The organism is Carboxylicivirga agarovorans (genome assembly GCF_050589845.1).
Lineage (GTDB): Bacteria > Bacteroidota > Bacteroidia > Bacteroidales > Marinilabiliaceae > Carboxylicivirga > Carboxylicivirga agarovorans.
The window spans coordinates 432,720-453,106 of the sequence record NZ_JBNGPA010000001.1 but is presented as its reverse complement, the minus strand read 5'-3'; the positions used below and the strand labels follow the sequence as shown (position 1 = coordinate 453,106).

17 protein-coding genes are annotated in these 20,387 nt (G+C 40.1%); 13 read left to right on the top strand and 4 right to left on the bottom strand.

Annotated elements, in window-relative coordinates:
* Nucleotides 1-61: 61 nt before the first annotated feature.
* Nucleotides 62-1,279, top strand: a complete 1,218-nt coding sequence (locus tag ACRD69_RS01745; RefSeq protein ID WP_430813336.1) for an alanine dehydrogenase — start codon at nucleotides 62-64, stop codon at nucleotides 1,277-1,279.
* Here ACRD69_RS01745 and ACRD69_RS01740 read toward each other — a convergent pair whose 3' ends face one another.
* The 4 genes from ACRD69_RS01740 to ACRD69_RS01725 all read right to left on the bottom strand — a co-directional run bounded on the left by ACRD69_RS01740 (nucleotide 1,280) and on the right by ACRD69_RS01725 (nucleotide 4,976).
* Nucleotides 1,280-2,665 (bottom strand): sensor histidine kinase, encoded by a 1,386-nt coding sequence (locus ACRD69_RS01740; RefSeq protein WP_430813335.1) that lies wholly within the window; start codon nucleotides 2,663-2,665, stop codon nucleotides 1,280-1,282.
* A gap of 151 nt (nucleotides 2,666-2,816) precedes the next feature.
* Complete coding sequence (gene ggt / locus ACRD69_RS01735) at nucleotides 2,817-4,502, bottom strand: gamma-glutamyltransferase (protein ID WP_430813334.1); 1,686 nt, start codon at nucleotides 4,500-4,502, stop codon at nucleotides 2,817-2,819.
* A 93-nt stretch (nucleotides 4,503-4,595) separates the two neighbouring features.
* Entirely contained in the window at nucleotides 4,596-4,811 is a 216-nt protein-coding gene (locus ACRD69_RS01730) for a hypothetical protein (RefSeq protein ID WP_430813333.1), read from the bottom strand.
* A 12-nt stretch (nucleotides 4,812-4,823) separates the two neighbouring features.
* Nucleotides 4,824-4,976 (bottom strand): hypothetical protein, encoded by a 153-nt coding sequence (locus tag ACRD69_RS01725; RefSeq protein WP_430813332.1) that lies wholly within the window; start codon nucleotides 4,974-4,976, stop codon nucleotides 4,824-4,826.
* Between the two features lie 180 nt (nucleotides 4,977-5,156).
* Here ACRD69_RS01725 and ACRD69_RS01720 point away from each other — a divergent pair, with 180 nt between their 5' ends.
* The 12 genes from ACRD69_RS01720 (at nucleotide 5,157) to ACRD69_RS01665 (ending at nucleotide 20,387) form a co-directional block, all read left to right on the top strand.
* Nucleotides 5,157-6,038 carry a M23 family metallopeptidase gene (locus ACRD69_RS01720; protein WP_430813331.1) on the top strand — a complete coding sequence of 294 codons (882 nt, stop codon included), beginning with the start codon at nucleotides 5,157-5,159 and terminating at the stop codon, nucleotides 6,036-6,038.
* Between the two features lie 30 nt (nucleotides 6,039-6,068).
* Nucleotides 6,069-7,226 (top strand): 1-deoxy-D-xylulose-5-phosphate reductoisomerase, encoded by a 1,158-nt coding sequence (locus ACRD69_RS01715; RefSeq protein ID WP_430813330.1) that lies wholly within the window; start codon nucleotides 6,069-6,071, stop codon nucleotides 7,224-7,226.
* 127 nt (nucleotides 7,227-7,353) lie between these two features.
* Entirely contained in the window at nucleotides 7,354-8,673 is a 1,320-nt protein-coding gene (gene rseP, locus ACRD69_RS01710; protein ID WP_430813329.1) for an RIP metalloprotease RseP, read from the top strand.
* A 39-nt stretch (nucleotides 8,674-8,712) separates the two neighbouring features.
* Nucleotides 8,713-8,925 (top strand): twin-arginine translocase TatA/TatE family subunit, encoded by a 213-nt coding sequence (locus ACRD69_RS01705; protein WP_430813328.1) that lies wholly within the window; start codon nucleotides 8,713-8,715, stop codon nucleotides 8,923-8,925.
* 202 nt (nucleotides 8,926-9,127) lie between these two features.
* Nucleotides 9,128-10,345 (top strand): lytic transglycosylase domain-containing protein, encoded by a 1,218-nt coding sequence (locus tag ACRD69_RS01700; protein WP_430813327.1) that lies wholly within the window; start codon nucleotides 9,128-9,130, stop codon nucleotides 10,343-10,345.
* 15 nt (nucleotides 10,346-10,360) lie between these two features.
* Entirely contained in the window at nucleotides 10,361-11,347 is a 987-nt protein-coding gene (locus tag ACRD69_RS01695; RefSeq protein WP_430813326.1) for a DUF4837 family protein, read from the top strand.
* Nucleotides 11,348-11,350: 3 nt separating this feature from the next.
* The gene (locus ACRD69_RS01690) at nucleotides 11,351-11,755 is read left to right on the top strand and encodes a hypothetical protein (RefSeq protein ID WP_430813325.1); all 405 of its coding nucleotides are present in this window, start codon (nucleotides 11,351-11,353) and stop codon (nucleotides 11,753-11,755) included.
* Between the two features lie 9 nt (nucleotides 11,756-11,764).
* Nucleotides 11,765-13,198 (top strand): leucyl aminopeptidase family protein, encoded by a 1,434-nt coding sequence (locus ACRD69_RS01685; protein WP_430813324.1) that lies wholly within the window; start codon nucleotides 11,765-11,767, stop codon nucleotides 13,196-13,198.
* A gap of 71 nt (nucleotides 13,199-13,269) precedes the next feature.
* Entirely contained in the window at nucleotides 13,270-14,337 is a 1,068-nt protein-coding gene (gene pdxA, locus ACRD69_RS01680; RefSeq protein WP_430813323.1) for a 4-hydroxythreonine-4-phosphate dehydrogenase PdxA, read from the top strand.
* A 764-nt stretch (nucleotides 14,338-15,101) separates the two neighbouring features.
* On the top strand, nucleotides 15,102-15,689 hold the full coding sequence (locus tag ACRD69_RS01675; protein WP_430813322.1) for an RNA polymerase sigma-70 factor: 588 nt from the start codon (nucleotides 15,102-15,104) through the stop codon (nucleotides 15,687-15,689).
* Nucleotides 15,690-15,766: 77 nt separating this feature from the next.
* A complete protein-coding gene (locus tag ACRD69_RS01670) occupies nucleotides 15,767-16,930 on the top strand; it encodes a FecR family protein (RefSeq protein WP_430813321.1) in 1,164 nt (387 codons plus the stop codon).
* 73 nt (nucleotides 16,931-17,003) lie between these two features.
* The gene (locus tag ACRD69_RS01665) at nucleotides 17,004-20,387 is read left to right on the top strand and encodes a SusC/RagA family TonB-linked outer membrane protein (protein ID WP_430813320.1); all 3,384 of its coding nucleotides are present in this window, start codon (nucleotides 17,004-17,006) and stop codon (nucleotides 20,385-20,387) included.

The following is a 20,387-nucleotide window of genomic DNA, read 5'->3' as shown; positions in this document are numbered from 1 at the left end:
TTCTTTTAATTGTGCTTTTTTTGCTATCTTGAAGCACTGATACTATGGAAAATGACTGGCTATGATGGGAGATAAAACTTCATACTTCCCTTTGGGACAAACGCAACTGCTTCCCCAGGAAGAGATGCTTGAAACAGGACGAAAGAAGAAGAAACTAACAATTGGTATTCCTAAAGAACGTTCACGTTTTGAAAATAGAGTGGCATTGACTCCGCAGGGTGTTGAGTTGTTAGTCGCTAATGGTCATACCGTTATTTTTGAATCAGGGGCGGGGGATAAGGCACACTATTTTGATAAAGATTTTGCCGATTGTGGCGCTCAGATTGTTGAAGGAAACACCCAGGTGCTTAAAGCCGACATTGTTCTGAAAGTATCAGCATTGACTGAAGATGAGGTGGAGGCTTTAGAAGCAAATCAATTGATTATTTCCTTACTAAACCTGTATAATCAATCCAGGGAATCAATACAAAGGATGCTGGATCGACGATTAAATGCCATTGCTTTTGAGTTGCTGAAAGATGATAATGGTTGTTATCCGGTTATTCGAAGCATGAGTGAAATTGAAGGTACTGCTTCTGTTATGATTGCCAGTGAGTATCTGAGTAAGGCACATAATGGTAAAGGTGTGTTACTTGGTGGAGTAACAGGAATATCTCCGTCCGAATTAGTTATTCTTGGAGCAGGCACAGCTGGCGAATATGCAGCCAGGGCAGCCATTGGTTTAGGAGCATCGGTTAAGGTATTTGATAATTCCTATCATCGCCTCAGGGAGATGGAACGAAACATTGGACAAAGGATATTTACTTCTGTTCTGCATCCACAGGCATTAACAAAAGCATTGCAAAGTGCCGATGCTGTGTTGGGTAGTCTAAGGTACCTGCAAACGGGTCGTTCATTTATGGTAACCGAGGAGCAGGTGTCACAGATGAAAAAGGGCTCTATAATTATTGATTTAAGTATGGATCAGGGGGGCTGCTTCGAAACCAGTAAGTGCACCGATACCGATCATCCGGTTTTTACCAGACATGGGGTCATTCATCATTGCATTCCTAATATTGCTTCTCGAGTTTCACGCACTTCATCCATTGCTCTTAGTAATATTTTTGCACCTATTATTTTGCGTCTGGGAGAAGCGGGTGGTGTACATCATCTTATTAAGGAAGATGTTGGCTTAAGCCATGGAATGTACTTGTATAAGGGTATTCTGACCAATAGTTACATTGGTCGTCAGTTTAATATTCCTTATAAAGATATTGGTTTGCTGATGGCTGCTTTTTAATTACATCAGGCTGGATTTAGGAACCCCGTTATTTATTTTTCTTGTTTTCTCAAAGGGTATAGTGAAGCAGAAATGTGCTCCCTCTTTATATGATTTATCCAGCCATATCTCACCGCCAAGGGTGTCGATGTATTTTTGTGATATGGCTAATCCAAGTCCGTTTCCTCCAAACTCTCGGGTGTGGTTGGTTGATACCTGTCTGAACATATCAAATATCACCTCTTCTTTACCGTCAGGAATACCAATGCCTGTATCTTTTACAAAGAAAAGCAGCCGGTCGTCGACAATGGTATAACCAAATTTAATCCAGCCTTCCATTGTAAACTTAACCGCATTATCCAGAAGGTGATTAAGTACCTTTAACAGTCCTTGTTGATCTGTGATTATCTGGTCGTCATTTTCTTCCAGTCCTTTCTCAAGGTATAATTTCAAAGGCTTTTGCATTAGCTTCACTTCTCGCATGTAATGCTTCAGCATATTTTCAAGTAAGTCATTTAAACTGAAGAGCTTTGGTCCTTCCTGTATTAGTCTTGTTTGAAGTTTGGAGATATCTATAAGATTATCCATTACCTTCAGGAGTTGGAGACCGTTAAGGTTGATAATACCAATGTATTCATCCTTTTCTTCAGGGCTTAATGATTCAGTTCTGAGTAGTTCCGAGAAGCCAAGAATAACGTTCATAGGCGTTCTGATCTCATGGCTTAAGTTAGCCAGGAACGTTGATTTTAGGTGGTTGTTTTCTTCCGACTTTTTTTGCGCTTCATGCAGTTTCTGTATCGAAATATCCAACTCAGCGTTCTTCTTTTTTAGTTCAAGGTGTGTAATCTCAAGTTCTTTGTTTCTGACATTGAGTTCCTCTTTTGCCTTTTTATGCTCAATTTCACTACTCATTCGAGGTGTAAACAAGTAAACAAGTGACTCTATAACTTCAGGCTGTTGTATTTCATTTTTATAAAGAGCAATCAATATCCCATTGGGTTGATAGCCCGAGTTGAATAATGGAATTCCTATATATCCTTCAATTTTTTGTTCTACCAAAAAGCTATCCTGTGGAAACTTTTCCCAGGCACCAGAGGTAATTTTGCATGTGTTTTTTCCAATTACATCATCACAAGGGGTGTTTTCAAGGCTGTATGTAACGCCGGGAAGAATCTTTTTACCATCAGTAAAGGCTATTGAGCAAACAGAGTTGTCCTCAACAGAGTATCGTCCGATAATGAGGTAATCAGCTTCAATTAGTTTGGATAAATGAAGTGCTTCAGTTTCAAAATAATTTTGACCAATGTGCCTGTTAACAGGTGTAACAATATCATAGATGGTCGATTCAACCTTTTTGAACCGATTGAGTATTGAGTTATTTCTTTTGAATAGGTTTTTCCAATTCATATTTTCCTGTTCATATTGAGAAATTTAAAATACTTAAAAAGTAATAGGTGCTGAACTTTTTTTGACAAATGGTCAACTTTTATAGTTTGAAGACCATTTCTGCCACACTAAAATTTTCTGAATATATTCAGTATTTTAAGAGCTAAAAGTATTAATAACCAGCAGCCATGCCGTCTTTTCTGCTCTCAGAAGCGCCGATGAAGATTTGCCTTTTTTTGTCGAACCAAATGGCCTGGTAACCACCGTATCCGCCAGGGCTATAGCCCAATTTATGCCCCATTGAATTGAGTTCCAGAACGGTTTCTTTATCAAAACCTGTCTCGATGTTAACCTGACCTTTACCTTGGGTTTTGAAGCCGGTAGGCTTTGACGATCCACTATGACTAAAGCGTGGTGCATCGCCCGCTTCCTGTATATTCATTCCAAAGTCAAGTATATTCATTATAATTTGTACGTGTCCCTGGGGCTGAAAGTCACCTCCCATTACTCCGAAGCTCATTACGGGTTCTTCATCTTTTGTAATGAATGCCGGAATAATGGTGTGGAAAGGTCGTTTACCAGGTTCTAAAGCATTGGCGTCAGCAGGATTTAGAGAGAATAATTCGCCTCTGTTCTGCAGCATAAAGCCTAGCTTTGGAGGTACCATTCCTGATCCCATACCACGATAATTACTCTGAATGAGCGACACCATGTTACCCCATTGATCTGCAACGGTTAGGTATATGGTTTCACCGTGACTGATTTCTCCCGCCTTATATTTTCCGGCTTTAGCCTCATTAATTAATTGTCGTCTTTCATCAGCATAGCTGTCTGATAATAGTTTCTTGACTGGTACGTGCTGCATATCCATATCAGCATAATACCTGGCCCTGTCTTCAAAGGCCAGCTTTTTAGCTTCAGTTACTAAATGAAGATGGCGTGCAGTCCCAAATTCATCCTTGTCGAATTCATAACCCTTAAGTATATTAAGCATTTGAAGTGCTGTAATGCCTTGTCCGTTAGGAGGAAGTTCCCAAATGTCATAGCCTCTGTAATTAACAGAAACAGGTTGTACCCATTGTGATGAATGCCTTGACATGTCTTCCATTTTTAGAAATCCACCTTGCTCTTGAATAAATTGAGTAATGATTTCGGCTATTTCTCCTTTGTAAAAATAATCACGGCCATGTTTGCCTATAAGCTTATAGGTTTCTGCTAAATATGGGTTTTTAAAGATATCACCTTTTTTTGGAGCATCGCCATCAGTGGTATAGGTGTCAAGTACATTAGGAAACTTGCTGTGCATTGCTACCGAACGCTGCCAGTAGTAGGCAATAAGTTCACTGAGAGGAAAGCCCTTCTCGGCATAGTCGATTGCAGGTCTTAATACTTCTTCCATGCCAAGTTGTCCGAAGCGCCCATGCAGCTCAAACCAACCATCAACACAACCTGGCACACTTACGGGTAAAGCTCCGTACGAGGGGATGGAATTAAGTTTATTTTTATCGAAATAATCAATGGTTAATGATCGGGGAGAACGTCCACTGGCATTAAGACCGTATAGCTGTTTACTTTTAGCATCCCACACAATGGCGAAAAGGTCACCTCCGATACCACAGCCTGTTGGTTCCATTAGTCCAAGAGTAGCATTGGCTGCTATGGCAGCATCAATAGCATTGCCCCCTTTTTTTAATATGTCAATCGCAACTTGTGTGGCTAAAGGCTGGCTGGTGCAGGCCATTCCGTTTTGAGCAATAACTTCACTGCGAGTGGCGTGTTGAAGTCCGGTAATGCGGTCTTGTGATAAAACGGTAAGATTTAGGATGACAAGAAAAAGAAATGTGCTTATTGTTTTCATCATGAGGTTGTTTGGTGATGAGTAAATATAAAAAAACTGCAGTAACTATTGCATAAAATAGTCACTGCAGTTATTATATTTTTTAATCTTTACTTACGCTATTGCAAGCCTGCTCTCTGGTTGATTAAGGTAGTCATAGAAAATACCTACAAGCAACTGATGATCCATTGACGGTGAAATTGGAATGACCAAATCAGCATAAGTATCTTTAAATACAACCTGTAATTCATTCTTACGAGGAAATTCGATCCCGGCTACTTTATTATGCATGCGAATTTCCCCAAATGCTGTAATTAATTTAATAATCATAACGCTTTCCTTTTAGTTTCTGTCATATACCGTCCGGGTGTGTTGTTTGATGTAAAAGTAGATGTGTGACAGCAGGTGACCAAAGGATTTGTCGTGTATTCCATAAATGGTATAAATTTCAGGTTTAAATGCATTTTCGGTCATATGAATAAAAACACCTTCCATGAATGTCCTGTTTTTATTGACGAATGATAGGGAAGAGGCTTGGTTTGTGTAAGTAAAGTTGATTTTAAAGACTGTTGTTCAGGTTGTTGTGTTGAGGTGGATAAGAAATTTAAATCGAACTCAGGTTATAAGGTATTCTGATGACTTTTTTTACCTTTGCTTCAATTGAATTTTAAGCTAATGGCGAAAGAAGAAAAAGGCAATAAACTAGTTAAAAAACTAAGGCATAAATACAGACTGGCTATTTTTAATGAGCAAACTTACGAGGAAGTATTTGGTATGCGTTTGTCACGCTTGAACGTATTTACCATTGCAGGTGTTAGTTTGGTTGTTTTGGTTGTCATGGTCATATTTTTAATTGCATTTACCGGATTACGTGAATATATTCCTGGTTATCCTGATGGTCAGCAGCGTCGTTCTATTATACAGAATTCACAACGTGTTGACAGCCTGATTATGGAAATTGAACGTCGCGATCGCTTTTTTAATGATATCAGGGCAATTGTTGCCGGAGAAGTGCCCGCCGGAGCCTTGCCTGAAGATGTTGAGGATGCAGAAGGTGAAAAAGCGAGTAACAAAGTGGTTTTTAAAAAATCAGAAGAAGACTCTATCTTCAGAGAGCAGGTTGAAAGAGAAGAAAAATTCAACCTGGCAGTGTTTGATGAAAAGAGCAAAAAGTTTGAATTGGAACATAGTTTCTTATTTACGCCACTCAAAGGTGTTGTGGTAAGTAAGTTTGGTGAAACACAGGGACACTATGGTGTTGATATTGTTGCAAAGCCGGGCAGTCGCGTCAGTGCTGTGTTGGATGGGACGGTAGTATTCACCGGGTGGACTGTTGAAACCGGGTATGTTATACAAATACAGCATTCAAATAATCTAATTTCATTGTATAAGCACAACGAAAGCTTGTTGAAAAGTATGGGCGATAAGGTTCAGGCTGGTGAAGCCATTGCCAATGTTGGAAATTCAGGAGAATTAACAACCGGTCCACATTTACACTTCGAGTTATGGTACAATGGTGTGCCTTTAGATGCAGAGCAATACATGTCGTTTGAGTAACGATATATCATACACAACAGATAAAATTTCATGTCGAAAAGAATAGCTATTCTGGGTTCAACCGGTTCAATTGGCACGCAGGCTTTGGAAGTGGTTGATGCCCATCCTGGGGATTTTGAGGTAGAAGTATTAACGGCCAATAATAATGTTGATCTGTTAATTGAACAGGCTAAAAAATATAATCCCAATACAATTGTAATTGGTAATAAAGATAAGTATCAGCAGTTAAGTGATGCTTTAATAGACACTGATGTTAAAGTTTATGCGGGAGATGAAGCCATAGCACAGGTTGTGCAGATCAGCACTGTTGATATTGTTCTGACAGCGATGGTTGGTTTTTCAGGGCTTGTACCAACAGTGAATGCCATTAAAGCAGGAAAACATATTGCACTAGCCAATAAAGAGACACTGGTTGTGGCCGGTGATATCATTACACAGCTGGCTCTTGAAAATAAAGTAAGCATACTGCCGGTTGACTCTGAGCATTCGGCAATATTTCAGTGCTTGGCAGGAGAATTCCATAATCCCATAGAGAAGATCCTTTTAACAGCCTCTGGAGGACCCTTTAGGGGTAAGAAAGTTGATTTCTTAAGAAAGGTAACACGATGCCAGGCGCTTAACCATCCTAATTGGACCATGGGCGATAAAATTACCATTGACAGTGCGTCGATGATGAATAAAGGATTGGAGGCTATTGAGGCAAGATGGTTGTTCAATGTTAAGCCCGATGATATTGAAGTAGTGGTTCATCCTCAATCCATAGTTCATTCTTTGGTTCAGTTTGAAGATGGCTCCATAAAAGCCCAGTTGGGATTGCCTGATATGCGATTGCCTATTCAGTATGCAATGACTTTTCCACAACGCTTGAAAGCTGATTTTCCACGGTTTAATTTCATGGATTATCCTGAGCTGACTTTTGAAAAAGCAGATGTAAAAGTATTTCGTAACCTGGATCTGGCATACCAGGCCATGAAAAAAGGTGGAAACATGCCATGTATATTAAATGCAGCAAATGAGATAGCTGTTGATGGTTTTCTCAAGCAAAAGATTGGTTTCGTAGAAATGTCTGATGTGATTGAAAAAACCATGATGACGGCAACAATAGTTGAGAAGCCTTCGTTGGATGATTACCTTCAAAGTAATGATGAAGCGCGCAGCATTGCCGAGGAAATAATAAAGAATAAATAAATGTTGCTAACAATTTTTAGGGGTAATGCGTTTATTGAGTGTTATTAGTTAACACTGTTAAAATGTCAATGCGATATTAACCCGAAAAGAATATATTTGTCGCACAAAATAAGAAAAACAATAGTTAATGGATATATTTATTAAAACAGTGCAGTTATTGCTAAGTTTATCAATACTGGTAATCTTGCACGAATTTGGTCATTTCTTTTTTGCCCGCTTATTCAAAACACGGGTGGAGAAGTTTTATCTGTTCTTTAATCCTTGGTTTACCCTGTTTAAATATAAAAAAGGAGAAACCGAATATGGTGTAGGCTGGCTGCCTTTGGGGGGATATGTCAAAATATCCGGTATGATTGATGAATCAATGGATAAGGAAGCAATGTCGCAACCTGCTCAGCCGTGGGAGTTTCGTTCAAAACCTGCGTGGCAACGACTCATGATCATGATTGGTGGTGTGTTGGTTAACTTTATCACAGCCTTCTTTATTTACTGGATGGTACTTTACACCTGGGGAGAAAGTTACATTCCTGTTCAATCAGCCAAGCACGGTTTATATTACCATGAAGTTGCGAAAGAAATAGGGTTACAAGACGGAGATATTGTACTTAAAGTAGATGAGCACAAGGTTGAAGAGAGTGGTGATATCGCACGTTTTATACTTTTGGAAAATGCACGTGAACTAACCGTTAAAAGAGGAGAGGAGACAATCTACCTTGCAATTCCTGCGGGATATGATCAACGTATGATCTCAGAGGAAGTACGTGGATTTGCCGATGTCAGATACCCGGTGGTTGTACAGGAAACAATGTCAGGATCTGATGCCGATAAAGCAGGTTTATTACCGGGAGATAGTATTGTGAGTATTAATGGTGAGAGTACAGCATTCTTTAATGAATTTACGGCATCATTAGCAGCCAATGTAGAAAAGGAAATTTCTTTAGGTATTTATCGCAACGGAGAACCAACAAGCCTAAGTTTAACTGTGCCCAAGTCAGGGAAGATTGGTTTTTATCTTGTGTCAGCTGATAACTATGTCGACATTCAACGCCATAAATATGGTTTCTGGGAAGCTTGTCCAAAAGGTATCACAAAAGGTTTGGATATATTGGTTGGCTATGTCAAACAACTTCGTTTAATCTTTACCAAGGAAGGAGCCAAGCAGGTTGGAGGCTTTGGAGCCATGGGTAAATTATTCCCGTCAACATGGAACTGGTATGTTTTCTGGTCCAATACCGCACTTATTTCAATGATTCTGGCTTTCATGAATATTTTACCAATACCGGCATTGGATGGTGGACATGTTCTGTTCTTATTATATGAGATGGTGACAGGACGTAAACCAGGCGACAAGTTTATGGAATATGCTCAAATAACAGGTATGATTTTATTACTCGGATTACTGTTGTTTGCCAATGGAAATGATATCTTTAAAGCTTTCTTTAAATAAGCGAGTTTATTAAATTTGTATATATAAAACTTTTACGATATGAACAGTTACGTATTATTATGGGCATTACCGGGCGGACCTGAATGGATTCTTATCATATTGGCCTTATTACTTTTGTTTGGAGGACGTAAAATTCCTGAATTAATGAAAGGTCTTGGTCAGGGTATGAAAGAATTTAAAAAGGCACGTAACGAAGAAGATAAAAAGTCGGATGGTGATAAAAACGAGGCCATCGACGACTCTTCAAAATAGACATACTTTTGTTAAAATATTATTGCGAAGGCCGACCCTCACAGAGGATTGGCCTTTGGTATATTCAAAATGTTCAAACTAAATTGGTTGTTAATCCCGGTTTGTATTTAAATATGATTCATTAATAACATTGTGCTTATTAATGTCCCATAAATATTCACCGGTATCATACCAATGACATGTATATTTAAAAAGGTATAAAATGCGATTAGTGCTTGTGTTATGTTTGGCGATGACGGCTAATTGGCTTCAGGCTGCTGCTGACGGTGGTGATGAGTATCCTCATTATCCTGACTGGATGTATGAAAACCGCCTGAAAGAACTTGATAAGTCCACCGTAGTTAAACTCGATTATAATCCCAAAGTACAGGCCTTTATCGATGTATACACCGTTAAGCGACGTGATCATTTATCGAATATTATTGGCCGCGCCGATTATTACTTTCCATTGTTCGAAGAGTATTTAGCCAAATACGATTTGCCCATGGAATTAAAATACCTTGCAATTGTTGAGTCGGCACTGGAACCGAGGGCTAAGTCAAGCTCAGGTGCCATGGGATTATGGCAGTTTTTATACCACGCTTCACGCATGTTTGAGCTGAAAGTCGATAACTATGTTGACGAACGGTGCGACCCTGTTAAAAGTACCGAGGCTGCTTGCAGGTATTTAAAATATCTGCACCATAACCTTAATGACTGGCAATTGGCTTTAGCAGCCTACAATGGAGGAATTGGTGTTGTACAAAAAGCGATTGAGCGTTCAGGGGGTAAAACAAATTTCTGGGAATTACAGCCCTATTTGCCCAAAGCGGTACAAAGCTATGTTCCTGCTTTTATCGCGGTTAATTATGTAATGAATAATTATCACCGTCATGATGTTGAGCCAGTACCAGCACCATTAAGCTTTAATGAAGTGGATACGGTTTACATCCACAAATCATTAAGTTTCGAGCAAATTCATAAGGCATCACAAACGCCAATCGAGATAGTTGAGTGGTTAAACCCATCCTATACCAAAAATTTCATCCCTGTTGAAAAGGAACCGGTTTGTTTATTCCTGCCTAAAAAAGGAGTGATTCATTTTGTAAGAGCAGTTAATGGTCTTGAGGAGGCAAACCCTCCGGTGAGTAAAGCCATGCCTTTGGGAGATAAGACTAATCGCGAAAGTATTGTACATCATGTGCAAAAAGGAGAATTTTTCCATAAAATAGCGATCGATAATGAGTGTCGGATAAGTGATATCGTTTATTGGAATAATTTGCCCAATCGAAACCTCTATATTGATCAGCGACTAACTGTATGGCGGCCCAAAAAAGTAGAGAAATTCTTTTTTGTCACCAACGAACCAACAACATATAAAGCTGTTTTATATTTAGATAACTACTATACCGACAACCGAATCAATAAACTTTATCAATAATTAAATCAATCTGATATGAGATATTCAAAATATGTACTTCTGATTATGGTGGTTTTAGCAGCTTATGCCTGCAAAGATAAGAACACCGGTCATAAGCCAAACGTAGGTGGTAAAGCCGGCGAAATGCTGGTGGTAATGGATGATAAGATCAAAACGTCTCCGGGGGGAGTTGAGTTACAAAACCTGTTAAGAGAAACGTATTTAGGTTTACCACAGGCGGAACCGCATTTTAAAATGAGTGTGGCACCACATCGTTCGTTCGCAAACTTTATGAAAACAATACGTAACGTGGTGATTGTAACCGTTAAATATGACGTTGAAGAAAATGCGGTTAAATATTATAAAGACAGGTGGGCGCGTCCGCAGGCTGTTGTTGGTATTACTGCAAAGGATACCGCTGCTTTAAAGAAACTTGTTGATGAGCATCAGCTGAAAATTCTTAGCTTTTTTAACAAAGCAGAAAGAGAGCGTTTTATTGCTTCGTATAAACGATATCCAAGTGATGAAATGGTGAAGCGTGTTGACTCAACATTCAGAGTAAGAATGAATGTGCCAATAAGTTTGAATAATAAAAAATCGCTTGATTCATTTGTGTGGATGCAGGAAGACGCTGATTGGGGTTTTCAGGGTATGTTCGTTTATGAGTTTCCATACGTTGGTGAAGGAACATTCTCAAAAGAATATCTGCTGAACAAGCGTGATTCAATATTGAATAAAAATGTTCCGGGACCATCAGCCGGTTCATTTATGACAACAGAGCACCGCTTTCCTGTTCTTTATAAGAAAGCAAATATCAATGGAAACGAGGTTGTTGAATTACGTGGTTTATGGAAAGTGCAAAACGATATGATGGGCGGCCCGTTTATTCTTCAGGCACATCTTGATAAAAAGAACAACAGGGTTGTGATCACAGATGGTTTTGTTTATTCACCCGAAAAACCGGATAAGCGAGATAAGATACGCCAGATGGAAGCATTAATGTATACATTTAGCTTTAACTGATTTATGCTTCCCGAACTAAACAGTCAGGCACTACGACAAGCCTGTGGCCGTGATGATTTGATCAGAAAGGCCGCTGCACAGATCACGAAAGACTTTGCCGAATTTGGCTTTGAGGTTACTTTTTCAGGTAACATCGAGGGCTTTTACGATGAGGTGTTCAAGCAAATGCGTGTTCATATTGTGCACATTATGGGTGAGCATTATTCTCAATTTCTTAATTTTTTGTACCGTATCGATGTTACTGAAAACCAGGTGGCCAGGTATCAAAAGGAAATGGGGGATGCCTCATATGAAGATGCATTGACTGAATTGATCATTCATCGTGAGATGAAGAAAGTAATGATTAGAGAATATTTCAAGGCTCAGGGACAAGGTCAGTCAACTGACTCACCCGAGCTGTCAGAATAAAACATACCTATGCAACTATCAATAAAACATACGGGAGAACGTCCGGAAGGCGTCAGAAATATATTCCTTGTTAAAGACACTGCTTTACTTAAGGACTTTGGTTTTAATAATGATGCTTTGGCATATGTTGAAGCTAAGGTGGAAGCCAAGGAGAAACTGATAACAATTCAAAATTATAACATTGTGTATTATGTACGCATTGTTGCCGATGACGAATTGAACAACAAGGGCTATGAGGCTTTGCGCAAAGATGGTTCGACAATTTATAAGGGACTGAAAAATGATAAACAAACTGGTGTTTGTATCTACGATCTGGTGGGGGATAAAGCCCTTACACTCGCTTTAAGCGAAGGATTAGCATTGTCGTCATACAGCTTTGGTAAATACAAATCTGAAAAGAAAGAAGTGGCTGATGAATTAACTATATATGTTGCCTCATCTGAATTGACCCAGTGCGCCCTTGAAGAATTGCGTTTACTGAGTAATGCTGTGTTTGTAACCCGTGATTTGGTTAATGAGCCAGTCTCGACATTAAATGTTGAGGAGCTTTCTGAGCGCATAACTGAGCTGGGTGCTGTTCATGGCTTCGATGTTGAGATATTTAACAAATCAAAATTGGAAACCCTTAAGTTTGGTGGTCTTTTAGGTGTTAACAAAGGAAGCGTTGACCCACCGGCTTTCCATATACTGGAGTGGAAACCAGAGAATGCCGGCAACGAAAAGCCTGTTGTACTGGTAGGTAAAGGCGTTGTGTTCGATACTGGTGGTATTAACCTGAAGACACCTCCGGGTAGCCTTGATGATATGAAAGCCGACATGGGTGGAGCTGCATCAGTTGTAGGAACCATGGTAGCGGTTGCGTCTAATAAACTACCTGTTCATGTAATTGGATTAGTACCTGCCACAGACAACCGTCCGGGAGGTAATGCCATTGTTCCGGGTGATATTTTAACGATGCATAACGGTAAAACCGTTGAAGTATTAAATACCGATGCTGAAGGTCGTTTGATCCTGGCAGATGCCTTATCCTATTCAAAAAAATACGAGCCTGAGTTGGTTATTGACCTGGCAACCCTCACCGGTAGTGCCGTCATGGCTCTTGGTCAATATGCCACTGTTGGTATGGGAACAGCATCAGATGATGTGTTCAAACAACTGCATGATGCTGGCGATTGTGTATATGAACGAGTTGTACAATTCCCCTTCTGGGACGAATATGGGGAGTTGATCAAATCAGATATTGCTGATATTAAAAACCTGGGAGGTAGAGAGGCTGGAGCAATTACAGCAGGTAAATTCCTGAGTCATTTTGTTGATAGTCCATGGATTCACCTTGATATTGCCGGACCTGCTTTTGTTAAGAAAGACGATAGCTATCGTGGTTCGGGAGCTTCTGGTGTTGGTGTTAGAATGTTGTATGAGTTTTTGAAAAGCAGGTGCTAGTTCAGTAATTTATATTAATTTTAATGCATAATAACTGATTTACAGTTTGTAATATCAGAAAAACAGAACATATGAGCGAAGGTAAAATAAAGGTGGGAATCACCCACGGCGACATAAACGGGATTGGTTACGAGGTTATATTCAAGGCTTTATCTGATGCCAGAATCTTTGATTCTTTCATTCCGGTAATATATGGTTCGTCAAAAGTGGCAGCCTATCACCGTAAGGCTTTAAATATTCCGAATTTCAGTCTGAACAGTATCAATAGTGTTGATGATGCTCACAATAAGCGCGTCAATATTATTAATTGTCTTGATGATAACATTCGTGTTGAGCTTGGTAAATCAACCAGCATTGGTGGTGATTCGGCATTTAAAGCACTGGAAAAGGCGGTAAATGACCTGAAAGAAGGTAAAATAGATGTATTGGTAACAGCTCCTATTAATAAGGAAAATATACAGTCTGAATCATTCAACTTCCCCGGCCATACCGAATATCTGCACCAGGCTGCAGGAGAGGGCGAAGCATTAATGCTCATGGTATCGGAACATATGAAAGTTGGTGTTGTGGCAGGCCATGTACCAATCAAAGATGTGGCTTCGAAAATTACAGAAGAAAACATCATTACTAAACTAAGAACATTGAATAAAACACTGCAGCAGGACTTCTCTGTGCGCAAACCGCGTATTGCCGTGTTAGGATTGAATCCGCATGCAGGCGATGGAGGTGTTTTGGGTAATGAGGAGCAGGAAATAATTATTCCAACTCTTGCTAAAGCCAAGGAAGAAGGAATTATGGCATTAGGGCCATATCCGGCCGACGGTTTATTTGGTAGTGACCAGTTCCGCAATTTCGATGCTATTTTAGCCATGTACCATGATCAGGGATTGGCACCTTTTAAAACGCTAACATTCTCCAAAGGCGTCAACTTCACAGCAGGTTTGCCTTTTATCAGAACATCACCTGACCACGGAACAGCATTTGAAATAGCCGGACAGGACAAGGCCAATGCCGATTCTTTTAAACAAGCTGTTTATTTGGCGGTCGACGTATGCCGTAATCGCCGAATGAATATTGAACTGTCAAAGAATCCGCTTAAGAGCTATGATGTGAACGAACTGGAACAGAAAGACCAATAACAATTAGTTATAAGACAATAGATCAGATCCCCTTGAGTAATCGAGGGGATTTTTTGTATTCTAACATATCGCTTGAGTATAAGCGCTTGTTGTTAATCATCCGGTAAGTGTACAATCGCAGGTAGTTGATCGTATTGATTCGAATATGTGTTAGTTTGTCGAAATGATTATTCCGATAGTCATCTGAAGTCGAACTGCTAAACTGCCTAAAGGGCTTATCGGGTTAGACAGTTCGACGATTCAACAATTATACAAACCTAAGAGATATTGATCGGGAGTCCCATTGAACATTAGCGATCATACCGTCATAAATTATCCCGGATTTTGATGTTAGAAATAACCTATAAGCACAAACCGTTAAAACCGTCCTCATAATAGCTTAAACCTTTTCACCTGCAGGGTTAAACCTTACACCGCGAACGCGACTGCCTTTTTCCTTAAAAGCTTAGACCTTTTCATATCTCTTCTTCTTTAACAAGGCTGCATTTTTGATTTCAGCTATGCGGTAATGTCTTGAAATTGTGACCAATGTCAGGCTGAAATGTTTTATTTTCCACTCCGGGAGACTAATGTGGCGCTTTGTAAGTGACAGTCATTTAAAAGGTTATAAAGGAGATATACATTTGTATACCTAGCTGAACATTTGTCCATTGTAGCAATATGCCATTAAAATTACTTTCGTCAACGGTTATACCAACTAAAGCTCAGTTCTGCAGCAATGGTATTGCCCCACAGCTAACAATTTGTCATAAAATCTAAATCGTATGAGCCAGAAAAAGGAAATGCTCCTAAAAATTAAAGCGGGAGATATGGATGCTTTTCAGGTTTTTTATAAAACGTATTTTAAACGTTTGTGCAACTACGCGGGTATGTTTGTTTGCCGGTCTGATGAGGCAGAAGATATTGTGCAGGACACCTTTTTTAAGTTATGGGATAATAGGACTTCTATAGATACGGATCAATCGGTTATTGGTTTAATGTATCGCTCAATCAGGAACCAGTGTTTAAACAAGCTTGATCATGATAAGGTGCATGAGAAGTTTGTTGCTTTTGCCAAAAATTATGAAGCCATTGACCGCGTTTACCGCCTGGATTTTGAACTGCAGGATGTGGATGCTGATCATTTTTATGTCTTTTCTGAAATAGTAAAAGCCATTGATGAACTACCCGATAAGCGCAAAGAAGTCTTCCGCTTATCCAAAATCGAAGGACAATCCCATAATGAAATAGCTCAGCAACTCAATATTAGCTCTAAAGGTGTTGAGCGTCATATTACCTTGGCAAACAAGAGTCTGCGTTCGAGATTGAAGCACCTGAAGACGGCTATATTTATTCTGACCATACTTCCATAGATCGTTTGTCGCTTTTTTTTATAAAAAGTTTGTGGGGATTTGAATGAGTGCATGTAGTTAAAGTGTAAGACACGAAAATGGGAGAGACTAATCAAACATACAGATTGCTGATCGAGAAGCATGTGGCAGGTGAAACTTCGGCTGAGGAAGTGGTGGTATTGGATGCATGGCTTCGTAAAAGTCAATCCAATAAGCAACTATTTAAAAAATATAAGCAAGAGGCGGAAGCCAGGCTTATTCTTACTGCAGAGGATGATTGGAACAGGTTTGCAGACAAATACAATATGAAAGTGAAGAAGCCTGACAATAAAAGGCTGATCATTGCCTTAAGCTCAATAGCAGCAGCCATTACAATAGTTGTAGGGCTTTCTTTTCAATCGCTTAACAGTACTTATGATGAGTATTCATCTTTAAAAACAGAAAACCCTGAAACAGTTAAAAGTACAACTCTGCATTTAGCCGATGGTCAAAGCCTGACCATTAATGAACGCCATGCCTTGCTGGCAAGCGACGAAGAAGGGATTCATTTTGTAGAGGATAATAAGGAGCATACTGAAAATATTGAAACAACTCAATCGAACTTAAATACCATACAGGTACCCTACGGGCGAACGGCTCAACTTACCCTGGATGATGGGACGCGGGTATGGCTCAACGCCGGAAGTCAGCTTATTTTCCCCATTCACTTCAATGATGTTGATAAACGAGAGGTGATGTTGGTCGGTGAGGGCTATTTCGATGTCAGTCATGATAAGGATAAGCCCTTTATGGTATTGACCGATGAAATGACGTACACTGTTTTAGGAACATCATTCAACATTCGCTCATACAACAACAGTAGAGTTGTATCAGCTGTCTTGACAGAAGGTTCGCTTAAGGTTGAAAGGAATACCACTTTTAACAAACAGCAAACAATTCTGAAACCAGGTCAAAAGTGCAGCTACCATGTTAATGAGGGCAGACTTCAGGTCAATCGTGTTAACGCTGCCATATACAGCAGTTGGAAAGACGGTTACCTCACATTGGATAAAAACAATATCAGAATGCTGGCAAGGCAGATGGAGCAGTTTTATAATTGTGATATTAATGTTTGCCGGGAATTGCAAGACATGCCAATGCAGTTAAGTGGCAAGCTCTTGCTCGATGAAAATGTGGAGCAGGTTTGTATGGCCTTGTGCGATTTAACAGGCGTGGATTACAAAATTGAAAACAATCAAATAGAATTTTATATACAGAAATAAAAAAAAAGGGTGCGCTCTCTCACAAACACACCCTTCAAAGCTTTTTTTAATCAATTAATTAAATTACTAATTTATGAATTTCACTGAGAAATGGAAATCCTTTGTCTCGGTAAGAACAAGAAATTTGACGAAAGCAGGCTTCCTGGCATGCTTGATCATGATTCTTGGTTCAAACGGTGCTTTTGCATCGAACCGATTGACAGAACAAAAGGTTAATCTGAAACTTAAAAAAGTAACGCTTCAGGAATGCCTTAACGCCATTGAGGCACAGAGTAATATGGTGTTTGTGTACAATGAGGCAACGCTTGATGTCAATCAGCTTGTTTCGGTAAATGCCAAAAACGAAAGTGTTGAAAATATTTTAGAAGAGGTGCTTGGTAATGCTGACTTTAAGGTGTATGAAAACCAAGTAGTAATTGTAGCTGAAGAAGCGAATGAAGCTGCTAATACGCAGCAGGATAAAGTAAAAGTATCGGGTACAGTAGTTGACCGCACAGGAATGGGAATCCCTGGTGTTAACGTTTCTGTAAAAGGAACAACCATAGGTACGATCACTAACCTTGACGGTCAGTTCTCACTTGATGCTCCTGCAAACGGTGTTATCGTTTATTCATTTATTGGTTTCGCCACACAGGAAGTGATGGTCGCAAACGGAGCATCATATGATGTGACCTTACTGGAAGACGTAATGAATATGGACGAAGTGGTGGTAACAGCACTTGGTATTAAGCGTGAAAAGAAGGCGCTGGGTTATTCAGTTGCTGAAGTCGGTGATGAGGCTTTTGAAACAGCTAAATCGGCCAATGCCATGTCGGCGCTTTCAGGACGCCTTTCGGGTGTTCAGGTAAGCTCGACAGCTCAGGGGCCTGGTAGTTCAACCTCTGTTATTATTCGTGGTACTGCAATTGCCGATGGTTCTAACGAACCTTTATATGTAGTTGATGGTGTGCCTATTTCTAACACGCAGTTTTCAAACGGGGACAGTAAAGATCATGGTGGTATCGACTCTGGTAACGGTATGTCGGGTATCGCAGCTGATGATATCGAAAACATTTCTGTGTTAAAAGGTGCAGCAGCAACCGCTCTTTATGGTTCACGTGCGATCAATGGTGTTGTAATGATCACAACCAAATCAGGTAAAGGCGCTGAAGGTACTACCATTGATTTTGTGTCAACCACAACGGTTGATCAGGCCCGCATTTACACTGACTGGCAAGATGTTTACGGACAGGGAACGTTTGGAAACATGCCAACTAACCAGCAGGAAGCAACTGATAACACAGCGATGTGGGGTGCCAAATACGATGGACAAACATATACCAACTACCGTGGTGATGAGCGTGAATACAAATTCTACGATAACGAAAATAATTTCTACGACCTGGGTGTGACCTTAAGCAATAGCATTGCAGTAAATCACAATACTGAGAACTCAACAATGCGTATGTCGTATAGTAACCTGAACAACTCAGGAATGGTGCCTAACACCAGTTACGATCGTAACATCTTTACTTTGAACGGAAGTACAAAGACCTGGGGTGGTAAGTTGGAATTGACTGCTAAGTTATCATACATTAATGAGGAGTCATCTAACCAGATGATCGGCGCCAGCCCATTTGCAGTAAGCCTTGTTGGTGTACCTAATAACGTTCCACTGTCTGACTTAAAAGACTATAAAGATCCTGAAACAGGTTTACCTGTTGGTTTTGGTAACCGTAACAGTAATATTTACTGGAACCTTAACGAGATCAAGCATAAATATGAAAAGGAACGTGTGTTAAGCATGGGACAGGCCAAGTACAATTTCAACAGCAACCTGAGTGCTATGGTTCGTTATGGTAATGACCTGACCATCTTTAAAAACAATTCATTGTGGCCTATCGGTACGCCTTATTACACAAGAGGACGTGTAATGATGGGTAACTCCCGTGACACAGAAACCAACATCGACGGTTTACTGTCATACAACAAAGATTTTAATGGATGGGGTATCACTGTTAATGGTGGTGCAGCAAGTATGATCAAGGAGTTTGACCAGATCAATACCTTTGAAGAGAACTTCACCGATCCGGCTATGCAACGCCCCGGTTTTGGTGCTGACCGTACCATCGAGCCAAATTATTTCAAAAAGCAGATCAACTCTGTGTTTGGTACGGCTCAATTCCGCTATGGCACTTATCTTTATTTAGATTTCTCAGCTCGTAACGACTGGTCATCTACTTTACCATCGCATAATAACTCCTACTTCTACCCATCGGTTAGTTCATCATTTATCTTTACCGAATTATTTGAGACGCCATCATGGTTTACCTTTGGTAAATTCAGAGCATCGTGGGCACAGGTAGGTTCTGATACCGATCCTTACATGCTGATGTTAAACTATAAGATCAATTCAAACAAGGTTCCGGGACACGGTGGTGATGCTGCCAATGGTCACATCGATGGAGGAACAATTCCAAATAAAGACCTTAAGCCTTCTATGAATGAGTCGGTTGAAGTTGGTATGGACCTTAAATTCTTAAACAACCGCTTAGGGATTGATGCTGCCTGGTATCGTTCCCGTGCCAATAACCAGATTGTGCGTGTGAATACATCGTCAACATCAGGTTACAGCAACGCCATTATTAATGCCGGTTCTATTCAAAACTCGGGTGTTGAGGTCAGTGTGTATGCCGATCCGATCCGCACCAATAACTTCAGCTGGAATACACGTATTAACTTTGCCTATAACAAAAACGAAGTTAAAAGCTTAACTGAAGGTGTGCCCCAGCTTAACCTGTTTGAAACGTCAAGTGTAAACATTGTGGCTCGTCCGGGTGAAGCTTATGGTCAGATTATGGGTTATGAGTACAAGCGCGATGAAGATGGCACAATTGCACTGGATGAAAACAGCCGTCCGATGCGAACCGATGAAAGACACGTATTAGGAAATGCATACCACAAAACCATGTTGGGATGGATCAACTCATTCTCATACAAAAACTGGAGAGCATCATTTGTGTTAGATGGTAAGTTTGGTGGTGAGTTGTATTCAAATACCGAAGCCGCAGCCTACTCTAATGGTAAGCATACAGCAACATTACAACGCGAGCAATATACTGAGGGTGAAGCATGGTATCCTGCAGAGTTAAAAGGTGTAGGAACAACATCAACACCACAGGAATTATTTGGTGCTATTGCAAGTATTGATGAGCAGTTTATTTATGATGCCTCATACCTGGCAGTGCAGGAGATCAATCTGAATTATTCATTCCCGGCAAAAATGTTTGAAAACATCACTTTTATGCGTGGTGCTTCAATGGGTGTGTTTGCCCGTAATCTTGGATATGTTTGGAAAGCAACTGATAATATTGATCCTCAGGCTACTTTCTCTATTGCCAACGGAGGAGCCGGTGTTGAGCGCGGTAGCATGTCTTTGCCACGCAACTTTGGTTTTAACTTGAATATTAAATTCTAA